14 protein-coding genes are annotated in these 18,314 nt (G+C 63.7%); 10 read left to right on the top strand and 4 right to left on the bottom strand.

From position 1 onward, the window contains the following. Positions 1-2,013: an alpha/beta hydrolase family protein gene (locus tag ABFX23_RS06470; RefSeq protein WP_346032270.1), complete on the top strand. Its 2,013-nt coding sequence runs from the start codon at positions 1-3 to the stop codon at positions 2,011-2,013. 50 nt (positions 2,014-2,063) lie between these two features. Next, positions 2,064-2,480: a Co2+/Mg2+ efflux protein ApaG gene (gene apaG / locus ABFX23_RS06465; RefSeq protein WP_346032269.1), complete on the top strand. Its 417-nt coding sequence runs from the start codon at positions 2,064-2,066 to the stop codon at positions 2,478-2,480. A gap of 316 nt (positions 2,481-2,796) precedes the next feature. On the opposite strand, the gene ABFX23_RS06460 is transcribed toward apaG, so the two are convergent. Continuing rightward, positions 2,797-5,397 (bottom strand): M14 family metallopeptidase, encoded by a 2,601-nt coding sequence (locus tag ABFX23_RS06460; protein ID WP_346032268.1) that lies wholly within the window; start codon positions 5,395-5,397, stop codon positions 2,797-2,799. A 106-nt stretch (positions 5,398-5,503) separates the two neighbouring features. Here ABFX23_RS06460 and ABFX23_RS06455 point away from each other — a divergent pair, with 106 nt between their 5' ends. Further along, complete coding sequence (locus ABFX23_RS06455) at positions 5,504-6,295, top strand: LysR family transcriptional regulator (RefSeq protein WP_346032267.1); 792 nt, start codon at positions 5,504-5,506, stop codon at positions 6,293-6,295. A 16-nt stretch (positions 6,296-6,311) separates the two neighbouring features. Here ABFX23_RS06455 and ABFX23_RS06450 read toward each other — a convergent pair whose 3' ends face one another. Continuing rightward, positions 6,312-7,481, bottom strand: a complete 1,170-nt coding sequence (locus tag ABFX23_RS06450; protein WP_346032266.1) for a sensor histidine kinase — start codon at positions 7,479-7,481, stop codon at positions 6,312-6,314. Between the two features lie 152 nt (positions 7,482-7,633). Here ABFX23_RS06450 and ABFX23_RS06445 point away from each other — a divergent pair, with 152 nt between their 5' ends. The 3 genes from ABFX23_RS06445 to ABFX23_RS06435 all read left to right on the top strand — a co-directional run bounded on the left by ABFX23_RS06445 (position 7,634) and on the right by ABFX23_RS06435 (position 10,565). Then, positions 7,634-8,167: a GNAT family N-acetyltransferase gene (locus ABFX23_RS06445; protein ID WP_346032265.1), complete on the top strand. Its 534-nt coding sequence runs from the start codon at positions 7,634-7,636 to the stop codon at positions 8,165-8,167. A 95-nt stretch (positions 8,168-8,262) separates the two neighbouring features. Then, positions 8,263-9,495: a hypothetical protein gene (locus ABFX23_RS06440; RefSeq protein ID WP_346032264.1), complete on the top strand. Its 1,233-nt coding sequence runs from the start codon at positions 8,263-8,265 to the stop codon at positions 9,493-9,495. A gap of 245 nt (positions 9,496-9,740) precedes the next feature. Further along, the gene (locus tag ABFX23_RS06435) at positions 9,741-10,565 is read left to right on the top strand and encodes a PAS domain-containing protein (protein ID WP_346032263.1); all 825 of its coding nucleotides are present in this window, start codon (positions 9,741-9,743) and stop codon (positions 10,563-10,565) included. Positions 10,566-10,620: 55 nt separating this feature from the next. Here ABFX23_RS06435 and ABFX23_RS06430 read toward each other — a convergent pair whose 3' ends face one another. Continuing rightward, complete coding sequence (locus tag ABFX23_RS06430) at positions 10,621-11,874, bottom strand: hypothetical protein (RefSeq protein ID WP_346032262.1); 1,254 nt, start codon at positions 11,872-11,874, stop codon at positions 10,621-10,623. Positions 11,875-12,259: 385 nt separating this feature from the next. Then, a complete protein-coding gene (locus tag ABFX23_RS06425; protein WP_346032261.1) occupies positions 12,260-12,916 on the bottom strand; it encodes a hypothetical protein in 657 nt (218 codons plus the stop codon). 315 nt (positions 12,917-13,231) lie between these two features. Between ABFX23_RS06425 and ABFX23_RS06420 the strand changes: the two genes are divergently transcribed. The 4 genes from ABFX23_RS06420 (at position 13,232) to fusA (ending at position 18,289) form a co-directional block, all read left to right on the top strand. Further along, positions 13,232-14,662 carry a KAP family P-loop NTPase fold protein gene (locus tag ABFX23_RS06420; protein WP_346032260.1) on the top strand — a complete coding sequence of 477 codons (1,431 nt, stop codon included), beginning with the start codon at positions 13,232-13,234 and terminating at the stop codon, positions 14,660-14,662. 445 nt (positions 14,663-15,107) lie between these two features. Then, positions 15,108-15,479: a 30S ribosomal protein S12 gene (gene rpsL, locus ABFX23_RS06415; RefSeq protein ID WP_120078126.1), complete on the top strand. Its 372-nt coding sequence runs from the start codon at positions 15,108-15,110 to the stop codon at positions 15,477-15,479. Between the two features lie 131 nt (positions 15,480-15,610). After that, the gene (gene rpsG, locus ABFX23_RS06410) at positions 15,611-16,081 is read left to right on the top strand and encodes a 30S ribosomal protein S7 (RefSeq protein WP_120078127.1); all 471 of its coding nucleotides are present in this window, start codon (positions 15,611-15,613) and stop codon (positions 16,079-16,081) included. Between the two features lie 108 nt (positions 16,082-16,189). Continuing rightward, on the top strand, positions 16,190-18,289 hold the full coding sequence (gene fusA / locus ABFX23_RS06405; RefSeq protein ID WP_346032259.1) for an elongation factor G: 2,100 nt from the start codon (positions 16,190-16,192) through the stop codon (positions 18,287-18,289). The last annotated feature ends 25 nt before the right edge of the window (positions 18,290-18,314 follow it).

Raw genomic sequence — 18,314 nt, 5'->3', positions numbered from 1 at the left:
ATGCGCGTTGTGAAACTGGCTGCGGCACTGTCTCTGGCAGCAGGGCTGATCCCTCTTGTGGCTCATTCCCCGGCAGCGGCCCAGTCGGTCGAGGCCCAGTCGGTCGAGGCCCAGACGGCAATTTCCGGAGATACCTCGACCATCCCGCCGATCATCCCGACCGGTGCATTCGCCGCGCAGTCGCAGTTGCGCGGAGCACGGCTTTCTCCCGACGGATCGCATTTCGCCTTCACCACCGTGGTGAGCGAGGACCTGTTCGTCACCGTCTTCGATGCGGAGACACTGGAGCTCGCCGATGCCGTGAAGGTAGGGGAGCAGGACGATTTCAACTGGTTCCGCTGGGCCGGCAATGACAGGCTGCTGATCTCCATGCTGATGGAGGACCGCCGCGAGACCTACAGATACTCGCGGCTGCTGGCCGTCGAGGTGGGCAGCGGCAATCTTGCGCCGCTCATCCTGCGGCGGATGTCGTTCAACGGCGACAACATCGTGCACATCGATCCGGACGGCAATTTCGTGCTCGTCTCCATGGGGCAGGGCATCGGGGCCTATCCCGGCGTCTATCGCTTCGATCTCGATAATCTCGCCGCCGGGCCGCCGGAAGGGGTGCTGGTGCAGCGGCCCGTCACGGGCCTGGTGGACTGGTTCGCCGACGAGAAAGGCGTCATGCGGCTGGGCTATGGCCGCCAGCGCGGCGGTCGGCGGCACCTCGAATACCGCAGCAGCGCGGCAGACGATTTCCGCACCATCGCGCGCACCCGCGTGGATGACGAGGATGCCTTCGAATACTGGAACTGGACCGGCCTGCGCTCAGGACGCGACAGCGCCTTCGTCTTCGCCAAGCCGGAGGGGAGCGACCGGCAGGCGCTGATGGAATTCGATTTCGCCACTGGCCAGCCCGGCGCGGTGGTCTTCGAATCGGCAGATGCGGACGTTGATTCGGTTTCTCTCGACCGGGACGGCGTCCCACTCGCGGTCGGTTATGCCGGAGACAATTTCCGCCGCGAATGGATCGACCCCGAAATCCGCGAATGGAAGCGCCAGCTTGCCGTTGCCCTGCCGGGCAGCCGTGTCACGATCCTCGGCATATCAGACGATCGCAGCCGCCTGCTGGTGCTGCAATCGGGTTCCGCCGATCCGGGCGCACTCTACGTTTTTACCCCGGAAGCCCGCAACCTTGCGCTGTTCGCGGAATACCGGCCGCAGGTGCGCGCGCAGAACCTCAGCGAACCGCGCAGCTTCCGCTACGAAGCGCGCGATGGCACCTCGATCCAGGCCTACCTCACCCTGCCGCGCGGTCGCGGGGAGAGCGGCTTGCCGCTGATCGTCAATCCCCACGGCGGGCCCTACGGTGTGCGCGACTGGGACGAATACGACGACATGGTACAACTGCTGGCCAACCGCGGTTACGCCGTGGTCCAGCCCAATTTCCGCGGCTCCGGCGGATTCGGCGAGAATTTCGAACTGCTCGGCAACGGCCAGATCGGGCGCGCCATGCAGGACGATCTCGACGATGTGGTGGCGCACCTCGTGGCGCGCGGGACAGTCGATCCCGAGCGGGTTTGCATCCTCGGGGCCAGCTACGGCGGCTTTGCCGCGCTGTGGGGCGCAATCCGCAATCCGGAGATCTACCGCTGCGCCGTGAGCTTTGCAGGCGTGACGCATTTCGAGCGGCAACTGCACTACAACCAGGACTTCCTGTTCGGCCGTAATCGCGGGCGCTGGTGGGACCGGGTTGACGGCGACCAGACCGATTTCGACCTCGACGACGTATCGCCCGCCGTGCAGGTGGGCCGCCTCACCCGGCCGGTACTGCTGGTCCACGGGGAGGAGGACGAGGTGGTTCCTTACTCGCAGTACGAACTGATGGTCAGCCGCGCCGAGCGCGATGGGATCGAGCTGGAAACGCTCAGCTTCGAAAATGCCGGTCACGGCTTCGACAAGCCGGAGGACGAGCAGGCCTATTACGACGCCATCTTGGACTTCCTGGGGCGCCACAACCCGGCGGACTGAGTCCAAAGGCCCCTTGTAGCGACCCGTAAACCCGCTACCTTGTGGGTGTAATGACTCACTCCGCGCTCTCCTCGCTTTTCCAGCACACGGCCATCACGGCGGGCGTTACAGTCCGCGTTGCCGTCAGCTTCATGCCGGAGCAGTCGCGCGTGGGCGCGGGCCGCTGGTTCTGGGTCTACCACATTCGCATCGAGAACGGCCGCGACGATACCGTGCAGCTCAAGAGCCGCCACTGGCGCATCACCGATTCGAACGGGATGGTGAACATCGTAGACGGCGAAGGCGTGGTGGGGGAAACCCCGGTGCTGACTCCCGGCGAAACGCATGATTACGTGTCCGGGTGCGAACTGACGACCAACATGGGCGCAATGGAAGGGCACTACACCTTCATCCGGGCCGATGGCTCGCAGTTCGAAGTCGCGATCCCATATTTCCCGCTCGCCGCGCCTGCGGATAGTTCTGTTTGATTTTCGAAGCCGCCTCCGCGGCTTCGTCCTCGATGATTATTCTTTGTTCCCTCAGACGCCGGGGCGGGGCATGTCCGTGCCCCTTGGCTTTCCTCGCATGAGTTCGGGCGCCCGTTCGGGCTTGCGGTCCGCTAGGCGCAGACCGAACCGGAGACCGCCATTGCTGGATGCGCGGGAGACGGCGCACGCCTAGTGCGCCGCAAGGGCGACTGCCCGCCCGCAGCGGGCGCGCAGCGAAGCGGAGCCGTATAGCGAGGACGATCCGGCGGAGGCCGGATCGAAAAACAAACAGTCGCGGAACCCTGGCTCTACTTCTTTACCTCACCCTGCTGGGCGCCACGATCACCGCGTTTGCGAGCAGCATGTCCAGACCGTCCATGTAGCCGCGCACGCTCGGGTCGTGGGCGAAGCCGATGGCGAGGCCCCGCCCGCTGGGCTGGGCGAGCATGTAGGGCTTGAACGCCATCTGGCGGCGGTTCTCGTCCCACACGTAGCCGGAGGCGACAAGTTCATCGGCGGCGGCATAGCGCACCACGTTCACCCCGTCCGTCAGGCTGAGCGGGGTGAGGATCAGCGAGCCGTCGGCGAACACCGTGGGCGCGCTGCCGTCGTAGCCTGCGGCGAGGAAGTTCTCCGGGTCCACTTCGGTATTCAGCAGCGCGCCGGGCAACGTGTCCGGGCGGCGGGTGGGGTCGGCAATGGCATTGCGGTAGTCGTCCACGCTCTCGATCGCGGTGCCGGGAGCGGTCTCGCCCTCGGCCTCCTCCTCGTCGGGATCACCGCCCAGAACTGTTTCGGCTCGGGTGGAGAAGAGGGCGTCGTCGCCGCCCGCAAAACTGCCGAGCGCGCCGCCGAAAGCCACCAGCACCCCACCGTCGCTGACATAGTCGGCAAGGGCAGGGCGGGCGGCGGAAGGCAGGTCGTAGCTGTCGGCCACGACGATCACGTCCCAGTCGGAAAGGTCGGCACTGGCGATGGAGCCGCTGCGAATGGGCGCGACCGGCAGGCCGAAGCGCTGTTCGATCACATAGCGGGCTGAGCCTGTGGAAAGCGGCGAGACGCCGTCGTCCCACACCATCGCGATGGTAGGCGCGGAAAGACGCACGAAGCTGTCGCTGCCAAGGTTCGGGCCTTCGTCCACCCAGCCCGATTCGAGCGCCACGGTTTCGGCCCCGATTGCGTTCGCCAGCGTCAGCAGGCCGTCCAGCGAGCCGTCGTTGTCAGCCAGCGTGAAGACCACGGTGCCGCGCGGGAACTCGCGGCCACCGATGGCGAAGGCGGTGTCGGTTGCCCGGCCCACGATGCCAGCCTTCAGCGCTTCGCCCACCAGCCGCACCTGGCCACTGTCGGTCCACGGTACGGCCACGCCGAAGGCACCCGGCGCGCTGGCAAGGGCGGGGATGGGGCTGTCCGCCACCACGGCGGTTCCGGCAGACGCGCTGGAGCACTGCGCCACGTCCAGCCCGCTCATCTGCCCGACGGACCACGCGGTCGTGTCGTAGATTTCGTGCGGCAGGTCGATGGCGCGGCGGTCCTCCTGTCCCTCGATGAAGTCGGCGGGCAGGGCGATGTCGTCGTCCAGCAGGCTGCGGATCAGCCGCGCGGTAGGCTGGCGCATGGATACCGAGAGATAGCCTTGCGGGTAGGAGCGGCCACAGGCGCTGGCGGGGCCATTCACCTTGCCCACGGCAATGCCCTGGTGCGCCAGCCTGCGAGCCAGCGCCTCGGCGTTCCAGCGACGATCCGCCAGGTCGATCACGAACCAGCCGCTGCCCGCCGCGCCATCGGCCGCGCTGCGACGATAGCTGGCATAGTCGGCAAGGAACATCGACGGGTTGCGCGCCACGGTTTCCGCCGTCGCCAGCGTGGTGACGAAGTGGTTGCGCACGCCTTCCGCATAGGTCAGCAATTCGCCGTTGCGGCGCTCCCACACGAGACCGCGCGAACTCGACTGCTCGAAAGTCATCGCGATGGAGCCGTTGAGCGTGGGCCAGGTGTCGCCGTAGCCGGGGTAGAAGGCGTCGAACACCTCGCGCGTGAAATAGGGCACGCCCAGCCGGTCCAGCCAGCCGGCGATATTGCGGCCCAGCACCACCTGCTTCTGCCGCTGGGCGGCGGTGATGTAGGGGTTGAACGGGTCCGCGCTGGGGGGGAAGAAGTAGGTCTCGTCGCCGCCCATCTCGTGCGCGTCCACCAGCACCACGGGCTGCCAGTCGCGCACGGCGGCCACCTTCCCTTGCGTTTCGGGCTGGGTCAGCGCGAACCAGTCGCGGTTTAGGTCGAACAGGTAGTGATTGAAGCGCCCGCCCGGCCACGGTTCGTCATGTCCTGCCGTCGCGCGGTTGGGAGAGGGGGCGATGCCGAGCTGCTGGTAATAGCTGTTCGTGAAGCGCGCCCGTCCATCCGGGTTCTGCATCGGGTCGATGATGACGACGCTTTGGGAAAGGATCGTGTCGACCAGCTCGTCACCCTGCGCCGCCAGCAGGTGATAGGCGAGAGCCAGCGCCGCGTCCGAACTGCTGATCTCGTTGCCATGCACGCCGTAGCTGAGCCACGTTACCGGCACGCTGTCCGGCCCCGGCGCGCCGCCACTGGCGATGCGCTGCATGTCGGCCTGGATCGCGTCGATCCGCGCCATGTTCTCGCGGCTGGAGATGACTGCGTAGACGAGCGGGCGGCCTTCCCAGCTGGTGGCATATTGCACCAGCCGCATCCGGTCGGGCGCGGCCTGCGCCAGTTCTTCCATGTAGTCGATCACCACGTCGGGCCGGGTGATCTGCTCTCCCGAACGGTGCCCCGCCAGCTGTGCCAGCGTGGGAATGTCGGCATCGAAGGTGCCTTCGAGGAAACTTTGCGCAGACGCGGGCGCGGCAAACATCAGTGCGGCGGCAGTGAGGCCGAGCAAGTGGCGGAACATCGATAACTCCCGGAATTCCCTGATGCGGGCAGCATTGTGACCAAGCGCGCCCCCGGTCAAGCCGCTTGCGGCGCACTGTCACCATGGCCTAGAGGCAGCTTCGACGATGAAACGCACACATTTGCCTTTGAACGCCCTGCGCGTATTCGATGCCGCGGCCCGGCACCTGTCGTTCACCCGCGCGGCGGACGAGCTGGCGGTGACGCCCGCTGCCGTGGGACAGCAGATCCGCGCGCTGGAGGATGTGCTGGGCGTGGTCCTGTTCCGCCGCACGTCGAAGGGGCTGGAACTGACGGACGAGGCCGAGGCGGGTCTCGATTCGCTGCGCGACGGGTTCCTGAAGTTCGAGGAAAGCGTGCAGGCGATGCAGGCCGGGCAAAGCTCGTCCAACTACGCGATTGCCTGCCCGCGCGAATTCTTCGCCCAGTGGCTCGCCCCGCGGTTGGCGGCTTTCCGCAAGGCCAACCCGGAAATCACCGTGCAGCTGACGGCGGACGAGAACGCCGACTTTACCGAGGCCAATCTCGACCTTGCCATCAGGCTGGTGGAAGGACCGGGCGAACTGGAAGGTTCGCAGCTGGTGAACGGCTGCAAGGTCATGGTGGCAGCGCCCGGCGCGCCCGATGCGTGGATCAGCTGGCCGACCTACGAAGCGCCCGAAGGCGCCGAGGTCGCCCTGCAGGTCGGCAATGCCGGGCAGGTATTGTCCTCCGCCATCGCCGGGATCGGTCGCGCGTGGCTGCCCCTGCCACTGGTGGAGGAAGCGCTGGCCGACGGCAGGCTGGAGGCATTGCAGGAACAGGAAGATTGCCGCCGCGCCTACTGGCTGGTCGCCCCGCGTCCGCAGTGGCGGCAGAAGAAGGTGAAGGCGCTGGTGGATTTCCTCACGGCACGCTAGCGGCACTTTCGCGCGATCAATTCCCGCCCCGCTCCTCGCTCTGGTCGAGGCCGAAGCTCTCGTCGACGATGCGCGCGGCCAGCACGTGCTTCTCGCTCGTGTCCTCCACGGCGATGACCGCCTCGAGCGGGGCGACGATCCGGTAGACCATCTCGCCGTCCTCGATCCGGCGCGTGGCTTCGCCTTGCAGGATCGTCGGGATCACCCGCGTCAGCAGCTTGGTGCCGAAACCCTCGGTTCGCGAGGCGTCGGAGATGCCCCCGATCGACTGGTCGTGCTCGCGCCACACGAGTTCGAACGTGTCGCCCTGCACGGCCCATGACACGTCGATCTCTCGCGTCTCGGAATCCACGATGCCGTATTTCTGGGTATTGGTCCCAAGTTCGTAGAGCGCGAGGCTCAATTGCTGCGCGGCTTCGGAATTCACCTTCACTTGCGGACCGGAATGGCGCACGCGCTCGGCATAGATCTCTTTCAGCCCGGCAAGCCCGTTCTCGACAACATGCTCAAGCTGGGCCGACGCGCCGTCGCTGCGGTTGATCTGCCGCGTGGCTTCGGCCAGCGCGCGGACCCGGCCGAGGAAGGTGTCGAGGAAGTCCTCGGTCCGCTCTTTCCCGCGCGCCGTCTGGTTGGCGAGGGACGACACCACGGCCAGCAGGTTGCCGCTGCGGTGCACGGCCTCGCGCGTTTGCACGGCAAGGGTCTGGTTCACGGTCTTGAGTTCCTTAGTCCGCTCCTCGACCTCTTTCTCCAGCGATGCGAGGGTCGCCTTGTGCGCGGCGATTTCCTGCGTGAGCCTGTCGTTCACCTTCTGCACGTCCGCCGGGGATGGAAGCGCGACGAGCGTGGGGACGAGGCGGAACAGCACGACGGCCGTGGTCATCGAGACGATGCCGGTCGCCAGCTTCACCCAGCCTACGATGGGATAGATCGGGTACCACAGCGTGACGATGCCGAAGAGGTGGGTGAGGCCGCAAAGCAGGATGAACGAGGCGAACAGCGCGATCAGTCCGCGGTGCGGCAGTTCCTTGCGCTGGCGCATGACGGAAAGCAGCGCAATGGGTATCGCGGTATAGGACAGGAAGATGAGCAGGTCGGACCCCGCCCACAGGACGACCAGCCACGGTTGCCACAGCAGGCACATCCCGTGCGGCATGTAATCGCCATATCTTACAATGTGTTCCATCGATCGTCCCACCATCCCGTCAGTCGCGTTCCCCTGTCTTAAACGAACCCTCGAAACAAGCCAGCGGCAGGAGAGCCGCTTTCGCAAATCCGCAGGAAATCGCGTCACGCCTTCGACAATGCCGCTGCGGGCGGTCTATGCACGGCGCCGCAATGACCAAGACACCTGCACTTGCCACCCCGCGCTTCAATTGCCGCCCGCTGCAACGGGGTGACGAGCGCGCGCTGTGGCCGGCCTTTTCCAGCGACGAAGCCATGCGCTACTGGGGCCGCGGGCCGTTCGACGATCGCGACGAATTTCGCGACTACCTGTTCGACAAGGGCGGTACTTGGGGCGGGCGCACCTGGGTGTGCGAGCCGAAAGAAGGCGGCGCTCCCGTATTCCGCATGGTCGCCAGCAGCGATGTGGAGCAGGTGGCGGAGATCGGCTACATCCTCGTGCCCGGCAACGAGGGGCGCGGTATCGCGCGAGAGTGCCTTACCGCGCTCATCACCCATCTTTTCCGCACCGAGGGCTATCACCGCATCTTCGCCGACGTCGACCCGCGCAATCGCCGCTCCAACGCGCTGCTGGAACGGCTGGGCTTCACGCGCGAGGGACACCTGCGCCATACGATGAAGACTCACATCGGCTGGTGCGACACGGCGCTGTGGGGCCTGCTGAGCGACGAATGGAACGAGGGTTAGGGGCGGATAACTTCGATTAAGCTTTGACGGCCTATCGTGGATATGCTGCCTGATCGCAGGCACCCGGAAACGGGCTACAAGGGGGAACATACCTGATGCACAAGACCATTCGCCACGCCGCCTTGTTTGCAGGTGCGGCCCTGATCGCCTCGACCGCCCACGCACAGGTGCGCAACCTTGACGGAGAGCAGAGCGATGTGCGCGTGTTCCAGGGCACGGTCGCCGGCGAAGCGGCGGTCTTCACCGTCACGCTGCCAGCCGATACCGGCCTTCAGGTGGACGCGATTGCGACGGGCGACCTCGATCCCGTCCTGCGGGTGAAGGACGGGAGCGGCGCATTGCTGGGCGAGAACGACGACTTCGGCGACGAGTTGAATTCCCGCGTGATGATCGGCGCGAGTGATCGCAGCCGCCGCCTCACCATCGAAGTCGACAGCTTCGATGCCGAATGGGCGGGCGACGGCGAAAGCTCCGGCGGTACGTTCGACCTGCGCCTTTCCACCAGCGACTATGTCGACGTTGGCACGCGCGCCGTCACCTATGGCGCGCGCGAGACCGGCACCCTGATGGGCGGGGAGCACCTGTTCACGATCCGCGGCGAGGCAGGGGAAGCCGTGGAAGTGGCGCTGATCGCCACCGACGACGCGCTCGACCCCTATCTCGAACTGCGCGACCCTGCGGGCGAGAGCGTGGCTTTCGATGACGATGGCGGCGGCGACCTCAATGCCCTGCTGCGCCACACTTTCGCGCAGGACGGCACCTACACCATCGTCGCCACCGGCTTTGGGGAGAGCACCGGCGCCTACCGCCTGCGCGTGCGCGAACAGCGCGAGGTGCCAGCGCAGTTGCCCTTGCAGGTGATCGGCATCAGTGACGAGGCGACTGGCGTGCTGGCCCAGGGCTGGGACGAGGCGGGCGATGCCACGCTGATGCCGAGCTATATCGACTACCAGTTGAGCGAGGAGGCGAAGGCCGCGATCCGCGCCGGCAACGGAGAACTCTCCATCCGCATGACCGGCGGCGGGGAAAGCGATCCCGATTTCGGTGGCACCATCGATCCCTATATCGAACTGGGCTTCGACACGCCGCTGGGCTTCGCCGTGGTCGAGAGCGACGACGACGGCGCCGGCGATCTCGATGCGCTGCTGCCGGTTGACCTGGGCCTGCTGGCCGGGGAGCCGGGCCTGCTCGACAAGCTGCGCATCCGGGCCCAGGGCTATGGCGGTTCGGGCGGCGAGTACACGCTCTTCATCACGCCGGGCATGGCAGAGCGCGCGGAGCAGGCGTGGAGCGATGCGGCCGCCATCGAGGAGGTCGCGGACGACTGAACCGCCTTTCGGTTCGAATCGGAAAAGCGGGTTTCGCGCCCCGCTCCTCGGTCAGATTGCTATTTGTCATAGTTTTCTGGTGATTGATTTATCCAAGTCTGATAGCGACTTGCATGTCGTCCGAACGCTAATTCGGACGTCCGGTCTTCATGGCCGAGGGGAACACAAATTCGAGAGGCACGTCGAATGCATGACGTCCGCAAGAATCACGTATCATCCGCAGAGCTCGTCCGCTCTTTCGCGAAATGGCGCGACACATCGCAGACGACGCCGGTTTTCGTCACCACCCACGGAAGACCGTCGCACGTCCTGACCAGCGAAGGCTATTCCAGCAGCTCACGCATGGCGCCGGGGACGAGAGCGCGCTGAGCGCGGAGGAGCAGCTTACGGGACTTGCCGACTGGCTTGGCGAAAGCGTGATCCTGTGCACGGCGCAAGAGGAGATCATCTACGCCAACGCGCGTGCCCGGCAGTATTGCCGACTGCCTGCGCTTCGGCGCGGACTCACGCTTGCCGAAGCGATGCCTTCCCTGGAAGGGAGCGTGATCCAGGTGCAGCACCGCCGCACCATGGCGACAGGGGAAGCGCTGCAGGCAGACATCCCCTCCGTATTCGCGAAGGATTGCTGGACCCACCTGCAGTCGATCCCACTGGGCGATCGCCTGGTCCTTGTCATGCGCGACATTACCGACGAGGTGGAACATTACCGGATGGCCGATGCGAAGCTTGGCTTGCTGGATGCCATCAGCCTCCATCCCGATGTCAGCTATGTGCGCATCACCCCGCGCGGGCTGATCGAAGCGACGGATCAATCGTTTCGCGATTGGATGGGAGTCGCGGACGCGAAGCTTATCGGCGTACGACTGGGGGATCTCGTGGTGCGCCAGCAGCGCCTGGCGTTCCGCAAGGCGCTGGACAGGGTATGCGAGGACAACGAGCAGGAACGGATCGAGATCGAACTGATGCCCAACAGGTCTGCCGCGCTGCGGGTAAGGCTCGCGATCGTCCCCCTCCACGGCGCCTACGGGCTGGAAGGCGCATCGGTCATCATGACCCGCGTTCCGGACTGATAGAGAAAGGGCGGGGAATCGCTCCCCGCCCCTGTCATCCGGGCCCCTTTTCGTATCAGCCCTCGGCTTCGTCCTCGTCATCGCTTTCGCTGCTGCCCACGGGAGGCGGGCCGGGGCGCGGACCGACGCCGGGATCCCAGTCGAAGGGCCGTGCGAAGCGGCTGCGGTCGTCGTTCTCGGCGGTGACGGGCTCCTCCAGCCCCTGCGCGATGCGCTCCTGCTGCGCGCGGCTGGCGCTGATGTAGTCGCGCGGCATGTAGTTGCCTTCGTGACAGGCGTATTCGAAGAACTGGTAGTCCTCGTCCCGGCTCCAGGCGATGCGCGTGGTCCACGGCTCCACGTAGACCTGCGGGTCGGAATAGGTGAGTTCATGGATGATGGTGTCCGGCCCGGTCATGGTCAGGCGTTCCACCGTCATCGCCTCGGTGCTCATCGGCACGGTGTTGAAGGCGGGCACGTCCAGCGTGCCAGTGAACTGGGTGGCCATGTTGAGCGGCGCGGCGGAGCGTTCGTAGACGTTTTCGGTGGCGCTGTCGCCGCTGACGATGTTGGTCGTCTCGATCACCAGCGTCTTGCCTTCCCACCACCCGCGCGAGTTGCCCATCCAGGCTTCCACCGGCTCCGCCCACTTGGCGGCGCGGGCTTCCTCGGCGCTGTCGTAGAGCTTCACCACGCGGGTGCCGAGCATCTCCAGCATGATGGTGATCTGGCCGGGCGACTGGAACACGCGGATGCCGTTGTTGTAGCGGAAGGGGTACATCGATGCGGGGAAGCCGCGCGAAACGCAGCGATCCCAGCTGTCGAAGTCGTCCACCCAGTCGTAGGCCTGTCCCGGCACCCAGCCGCTGCGGCCCTGCTGGAACAGCTCCATCGCCTGCGGGGTGAGGTCGGGCAGCTGTCCGTCGGCGGGGGAGACGAGCATGGCGGTGGACTTTGCCCAGTCCGTGTCGAGGAACCACTGCTCCAGACCCGTGGTGCCGCTGGCGCCGATGCCGGTCTCGTTCGCCTGCGTGAAGCTGGCATCGTCCCCGCGTGCGGAGGCGAGGCGGCGCTCGAACTCCTCGTCGTTTACCCAGAAACGGTTGCCGTACTGCTCGGGCCGCTGGAACAGGATGTGCCCCTGGTTGATGTTCTCGATCGGCCAGGTGCCGGTGAAATCGTAGTCGCCCCAAGGCAGGCGATCGGGCGTGTAGTCGGTGGGGACGGGCGGCAGCTCGGTGAGGTCCGCCGGGCGTTCCTGCGACACGACAGGCGCGGCGGCGAGCGCCAGGGTAGAGGCGGCAAAAGCAAGGGTAATGCGGCGGATCATGCAAGGTTCTCCCGGTAAGGCTCTTCGGCCAAATTGATTTTGTCCGGGTTGTAGATTGGAAATGGCCAAGGGACAAGACGGGAGGTTGCGCCAGGTGTCCGCGGGGATGTTTGTTTGTGTGAGCGCCTCCGCGCTCACATCCTCGCTAGACGCGCTCCGCTTCGCTACGCGCCCGCTGCGGGCGGGCGGTCGCCCTTGCGGTTGGCTAGGCGCCGACCGAACTCCAGCATGACTTCAAAGCGTGCGCGGGAAACGGGCGCGCAGCGACCGCAAGCGCGAATGCGCGCCAGAGCTTATGCGAGGAAAGCCAAGGGGCACGGACGTGCCCCGCCCGGCGCTTGAGGGAACAAACAAAAATTCCCGCGGAGGCGCTCACACAAACAAACTACGCCGCAGAACCTTCCCCCTTATCCCCCGCCAGCATCGCCTCTGCCGCCGCGCGGCGTTCGCGCATCTTGTCGAGCTTGGCGTTGAGGCGGGCGAGCGTCTCTGCCTTGCTGGGACGGCTGGCGTGGTATTCGGCCAGCACCTGCGCCTTGATCGTCTCGTAGAGCGGGCTGCCGGGCAGCACCTGCTTGCCATAGCGGTCCGCCCGGCGGCTGCGCAGGAAGAACATCACCAGCGCCTCGTTATGCCGCCGCTCGGTGCCCAGCACCTTGCCGGAGGAGACGACCATGCGCTCCTCCCCCTCTATCGCGCGGGCGAGCGCGCAATCCTCCAGCCGGGAGACGCCGCGATCCACCGCCATGTCCCACGCAGCGCGGAACTCCTCCGCCCCGGGCCGCTGGCGAAGCTTGTAGAGCGCCTCCAGACTGGCCCCGATATGGAGCGCGGCCTGCTTGACGATGCCGGTGGCGGCAAGATGGGCGATGAAGCGGCGCTGGCGATCGGGCGTGATGGAATTCCTGCGCGGAGCCGTGTGCGGCACCGGCGCAAAATCGAGCAGTGGATCGCACGGCTCGACCGGCGAGGGCGGGGCGGTGACGTAGGACGTGGCTTGCGAGGGCGTGGCGCGGGGACGATGAGGGAGGTTCTTGGTCATGCTCGGCGGTGGAGCAACTTACCCGCAGCGTAGGAAAGAGCTTTCTGGCTGGCGATGCTCGGCGCGCGTCAGCGCGCCGCAAGCGCAAACGCGCGCCCGGAGCGAAGCGGAGGAAAGCCAAGTGAGCGGACGCGAACGCCGGCGCTTGAGGCTGAACAAAAGATTGGGTGCTTGGTCATTTGTCGGCGTAGAGTATGCCCGGGGGGCTTATAGGGGAGGGCGACCGTAAAACACGATGCTAAACTCTTTGATCTTCTTGGTGGAAATGTAGCTCAGCCAACTTGAGGTTGATGCTACATTGGTTGAAGAGAGAGCATGATTGACTCAATAAGCGATCCTTGGGCGGACGATCTATTCGGTCGAAAGGATGACGCGAATGATCTAATTTCCTATATCCGAAGCGCTTATCGCTATGGCTCATTTGTTGGTGAAGAGCGTTCTCAGGTCATTGCTGTCGATGCAAGCTATGGAATAGGAAAGACGTTCTTTTTGAAGCGATTAGCTCGCCAGATTTCCTGCGAATCTCCCGTTGCATATCTTGATACTTGGTCTGATGATTTTGTCGGAGAGCCATTGATTTCGCTGGCTGCGACCCTCGAAGAAGCCTTCAAGAGTGAATCTTACACAAAAGAGATCGAAGATAGATGGACTAACTTTGCGAGTAAGGCTGGCAAGATTGCGCTAATAGGCGGGAAAGGTCTTAGTAAACAAGCTCTCAAATTCCTTATTACGCAAGGTGCTGTTGAAGGGATCGAGGCGGTTTGGGACGGCTCCGATGAGGAACTCCGGAGCGAGGTTAGAACGGCTACGGACGATGCTTTAGAAGACGCATCGGATGATCTAGCTAAGACTTCACCTTCGACATCATCGAGAGAGTATCTTCGCGAAAGGATTTTCGAGCATAAGCGCGCAAGAGGCCTAGTTAACGAATTACGCGCCGCTCTTTCGGAGTTAGCTAAGCAGGCTGAGAGGCAGGGTCTCTCATTGCCAGTCTTTATCATTATTGAAGAATTAGACAGGTGCCGCCCAAATTATGCAATCAAAGTGCTCGAAGAGATAAAGCACCTATTTAACGTCCCCGAAGTATATTTCATAATCGGGATAAATTCTGATCAGTTGTCCAGCTCTTTTTCGCATGAATACGGATCGCAGTTTGATGGTCGACAATATTTAGATCGATTCATTGATCGAACTTTCAGACTGCCATTTCCAAGCATGGAAAGCTTGGTTCAATCTATTTACCCATCCATCGCTCAATCTCATGATAATGAGCTTTGGTTTCCGCAGACACATATCGGCGACAATAGGAATTCACTGACTTCAATTCAGTGGCTAGCTTATCTATTAGAATTTCACCGAATATCGCCACGAGGCATCTTCAAATTCTTTGATCGGTTGCGCACGGCGTTAGCCTTGATTGAAAACCGCGTCGTTCCAATGAATTATTTATGCCAATTGATTGCGGAAGAAATTGCAGATGTGAAACCGTCTGGCGCACCGAAATGGCGAATGCTCATACCTGGACATTTCGGCAATTCTGGCGAGTGGGCTGAAGGGAACAAACTCTTTCAGACAATGAGGAATGTTTATGGCGTTCCGCGATCCGAAATGCGTAAGGTCCTTAACGACGAAACCCCCATTGGCGAATTGGTTTGGGAGTTTGTCGTGCAGCCGCCGCAGCTTGGCCCGGAGAGTTACGAGAAGCTTGTTCATCGACTTTCGAAGTTTGGCGACGTTGATGAGTAAGGCTAAGATCCAACTCTGCTAACGGCGCTCGCGTCTCCCCTTGACCCCCCGCCCAAATCCAACTATCTGCGCGCCCATCCGAGGCCGCTCTCGTAGCGAGTCCCCGGCCAGATAGAGCTGAACATTGCCGGTCATGTCCCGGGGCTCCCCGACAGGTGGAGCCTTTTTCTATTGGAGCGGAAACGTCCTGATTTGGACGCTACGCTTTCGGGGGCAGCCGTCAAAGTAACCCGGTGCTTCAGGTTTCCGGGTGGAGCGTTTCAGGCTCGCGCGATCCTTCGACAGGCTCAGGACGAGCGGTCGTATGGCGTCGCACGAACCCGATACATTCCATCCGGTCTGCCGATGGTGCCATCCACGGGTGAAGGGCATTTGCCGCACTCCCGTTCGTTCGCGAGCGAGGGAGGGGGCAAGGCTCCAGCCCACAAAACGGTGAAGAGATTTTATGCCGACTATTAACCAGCTGGTCCGCAAGCCGCGCCAGCCCATCGTCAAGAAGAGCAAGTCTGCGGCGATGGAATCCAGCCCGCAGAAGCGCGGCGTTTGCACCCGCGTCTACACGACGACCCCGAAGAAGCCGAACTCGGCACTGCGCAAGGTTGCCAAGATCCGTCTGACCAACCAGCGCGAGATCATCGCCTACATTCCCGGCGAAGGTCACAACCTGCAGGAACACTCCGTGGTGCTGATCCGCGGCGGCCGTGTGCGCGACCTTCCCGGCGTGCGTTACCACGTGCTGCGCGGCGTGCTCGACACGCAGGGCGTGAAGGATCGCAAGCAGTCCCGTTCGAAGTACGGCGCCAAGCGTCCGAAGTAAGTTTCACGCGGCGTCGGCGCGCTCCCCCACCCGGACACCTTACAAGGTATCCTCTGGGTGGCCGGGTGGGGGAGCGGGCTGGCACCGCAAGGCGGCCCGGAGGGGTCGCCGCATTCCGAAGGAATTGAAAGATGAGTCGTCGTCGTCGTCCCGAGAAGCGGGAAATCCTGCCCGATCCCAAGTTTGGTGATCAGGTGCTGTCGAAGTTCATGAACAACCTTATGCTGGACGGTAAGAAGGCCGTGGCCGAAGGTATCGTCTACACCGCGCTCGACACTGTCGAGAGCCGTGCCAAGAGCGATCCCGTCGCCCTGTTCCATGAAGCGCTGAACAACGTGAAGCCGCAGGTCGAAGTGCGCAGCCGCCGTGTCGGTGGTGCCACCTACCAGGTGCCAGTCGAGGTTCGCCCCGAGCGTGCCCAGGCGCTGGCCATCCGCTGGCTGATCAACGCCGCGCGCGGCCGTGCCGAAACCACCATGAGCGCACGCCTCTCGGCAGAGCTGATGGATGCCGCCAACAACCGCGGCAATGCCGTGAAGAAGCGCGAGGACACGCACCGCATGGCGGACGCGAACCGCGCCTTCTCGCACTACCGCTGGTAAAGTGTTCTGCTTGTGAGACCGGGGCCTCGGCCTCGGTCTTCAAGCGGTCACATTCGAGACTATATGGGGCGCGATCCTTTTCGCCCCGAACCTTTTGAGGAATTCAACATGGCCCGCGACTATCCGCTGGAGCGTTATCGCAACATCGGCATCATGGCTCACATCGATGCCGGCAAGACCACCACGACAGAGCGTATTCTCTACTACACCGGCAAGTCCTACAAGATCGGCGAAGTGCACGATGGTGCCGCGACGATGGACTGGATGGAGCAGGAGCAGGAACGCGGGATCACCATCACGTCGGCTGCGACGACCACCTTCTGGTCCGCCGAAGACGGCCAGGGACCCAAGCACCGCATCAACATCATCGACACCCCCGGACACGTGGACTTCACCATTGAAGTCGAGCGTTCGCTGCGCGTGCTCGACGGCGCGGTCGCCGTGTTCGACGGCGTGGCCGGCGTGGAGCCGCAGTCCGAAACCGTGTGGCGCCAGGCGGACAAGTACAAGGTTCCGCGGATGTGCTTCATCAATAAGCTCGACCGTACCGGTGCCGACTTCTACTATTGCGTGCAGTCGATCATCGATCGCCTCGGCGCAACGCCGCTGGTGCTTTACCTGCCGATCGGTGCGGAAAGCGACCTTCAGGGCGTGGTCGACCTCGTCAACATGCGCGGCATCGTTTGGGAATCGGAAGGCCTCGGTGCCGAGTTCAACTACGTCGACATTCCCGCCGACCTCGCCGACAAGGCTGCCGAATATCGCGAGAAGCTGGTTGAGACTGCCGTCGAGCAGGACGACGACGCGATGGAAGCTTACCTCGAAAGCGGTGAAGAGCCCGATGCGGCCACGCTGAAGAAGCTGATCCGCAAGGGCACCATGGCGCAGGCTTTCGTTCCCGTGCTGTGCGGCTCGGCGTTCAAGAACAAGGGTGTGCAGCCCCTGCTCGACGCCGTGGTCGACTACATGCCGAGCCCGATCGACGTTCCCGCCATCAAGGGCGTCGTTCCGGGTGACGAGGAGAAGGAAGAGACGCGTCCGTCCTCGGATGACGAGCCTTTTGCCGCTCTCGCCTTCAAGATCATGAACGACCCGTTCGTCGGCTCGCTCACCTTCACCCGCATCTACTCGGGCAAGCTCTCCAAGGGCACCGTGCTGAACTCGGTGAAGGACAAGCGCGAGAAGATCGGCCGTATGCTGCTCATGCACTCCAACAACCGTGAGGACATCGAAGAAGCATTCGCCGGTGACATCGTCGCCATCGCGGGCCTGAAGGAAACCACCACCGGTGATACCCTGTGTGCCCCGCAGCACCCGATCATTCTCGAGCGGATGGAATTCCCCGAGCCCGTGATCGAGCTGTCGGTGGAGCCGAAGACCAAGGCCGACCAGGAAAAGATGGGCGTTGCCCTCAACCGCCTGGCTGCCGAGGATCCCAGCTTCCGCGTGTCGACCGACCACGAATCGGGCCAGACGATCATCAAGGGCATGGGCGAACTTCACCTCGACATCCTGGTCGATCGCATGAAGCGCGAGTTCAAGGTGGAAGCCAACGTGGGTGCACCGCAGGTTGCCTACCGCGAATCCATCCGCAAGCCGGTCGAAGTGACCTACACCCACAAGAAGCAGTCGGGTGGCTCGGGCCAGTTCGGTGAAGCCAAGGTTCGCGTCGTCCCCGGCGAACGCGGCCAGGGCATCATCTTCGACGACCAGATCAAGGGCGGCAACATTCCCCGCGAATACATCCCGTCGGTCGAGAAGGGCATGCGCGAGCAGGCCGAGAGCGGCTACCTGGTCGGCTTCCCGATCATCGACTTCACCATCGAGCTGATCGACGGCAAGTACCACGACGTCGACTCGAGCACGGTGGCATTCGAAATCACCGGTCGCGGCGCGATGCGCGAAGCGGCCGAGCGTGCGGGCATCAACCTGCTCGAGCCGGTGATGAAGGTGGAAGTCGTGACTCCGGAAGAGTTCATGGGCGACGTGATCGGCGACCTGAACTCCCGTCGTGGCCAGATCCAGGGTACCGACAGCCGCGGCAATGCCCAGGTTGTCGAGGCTCACGTGCCGCTGGCGAACATGTTCGGTTACGTGAACGAGCTGCGTTCGTTCACCCAGGGCCGTGCCCAGTACACGATGCAGTTCAGCCACTATGACGAAGTTCCGTCGAATGTGGCGCAGGAGATCAAGGAGAAGCTTGCCTAAGCATGGGCAAGCGTCTAGGGGCGGC

Origin of the sequence: Erythrobacter westpacificensis, assembly GCF_039542285.1 — a bacterium.
Taxonomy (GTDB): Bacteria; Pseudomonadota; Alphaproteobacteria; order Sphingomonadales; family Sphingomonadaceae; genus Alteraurantiacibacter; species Alteraurantiacibacter westpacificensis.
The sequence above is the reverse complement of the archived record's forward strand: the minus strand, read 5'-3'. Positions and strand labels throughout refer to the sequence as shown.

Excerpts from the sequence above, each read along its gene's own strand:
- ABFX23_RS06470 (WP_346032270.1), top strand. The coding sequence starts at position 1 with ATGCGCGTTGTGAAACTGGCTGCGGCACTGTCTCTGGCAGCAGGGCTG.
- apaG (WP_346032269.1), top strand. The coding sequence starts at position 2,064 with ATGACTCACTCCGCGCTCTCCTCGCTTTTCCAGCACACGGCCATCACG.
- ABFX23_RS06460 (WP_346032268.1), bottom strand. The coding sequence starts at position 5,397 with ATGTTCCGCCACTTGCTCGGCCTCACTGCCGCCGCACTGATGTTTGCC.
- ABFX23_RS06455 (WP_346032267.1), top strand. The coding sequence starts at position 5,504 with ATGAAACGCACACATTTGCCTTTGAACGCCCTGCGCGTATTCGATGCC.
- ABFX23_RS06450 (WP_346032266.1), bottom strand. The coding sequence starts at position 7,481 with ATGGAACACATTGTAAGATATGGCGATTACATGCCGCACGGGATGTGC.
- ABFX23_RS06445 (WP_346032265.1), top strand. The coding sequence starts at position 7,634 with ATGACCAAGACACCTGCACTTGCCACCCCGCGCTTCAATTGCCGCCCG.
- ABFX23_RS06440 (WP_346032264.1), top strand. The coding sequence starts at position 8,263 with ATGCACAAGACCATTCGCCACGCCGCCTTGTTTGCAGGTGCGGCCCTG.
- ABFX23_RS06435 (WP_346032263.1), top strand. The coding sequence starts at position 9,741 with ATGGCGCGACACATCGCAGACGACGCCGGTTTTCGTCACCACCCACGG.
- ABFX23_RS06430 (WP_346032262.1), bottom strand. The coding sequence starts at position 11,874 with ATGATCCGCCGCATTACCCTTGCTTTTGCCGCCTCTACCCTGGCGCTC.
- ABFX23_RS06425 (WP_346032261.1), bottom strand. The coding sequence starts at position 12,916 with ATGACCAAGAACCTCCCTCATCGTCCCCGCGCCACGCCCTCGCAAGCC.
- ABFX23_RS06420 (WP_346032260.1), top strand. The coding sequence starts at position 13,232 with ATGATTGACTCAATAAGCGATCCTTGGGCGGACGATCTATTCGGTCGA.
- rpsL (WP_120078126.1), top strand. The coding sequence starts at position 15,108 with ATGCCGACTATTAACCAGCTGGTCCGCAAGCCGCGCCAGCCCATCGTC.
- rpsG (WP_120078127.1), top strand. The coding sequence starts at position 15,611 with ATGAGTCGTCGTCGTCGTCCCGAGAAGCGGGAAATCCTGCCCGATCCC.
- fusA (WP_346032259.1), top strand. The coding sequence starts at position 16,190 with ATGGCCCGCGACTATCCGCTGGAGCGTTATCGCAACATCGGCATCATG.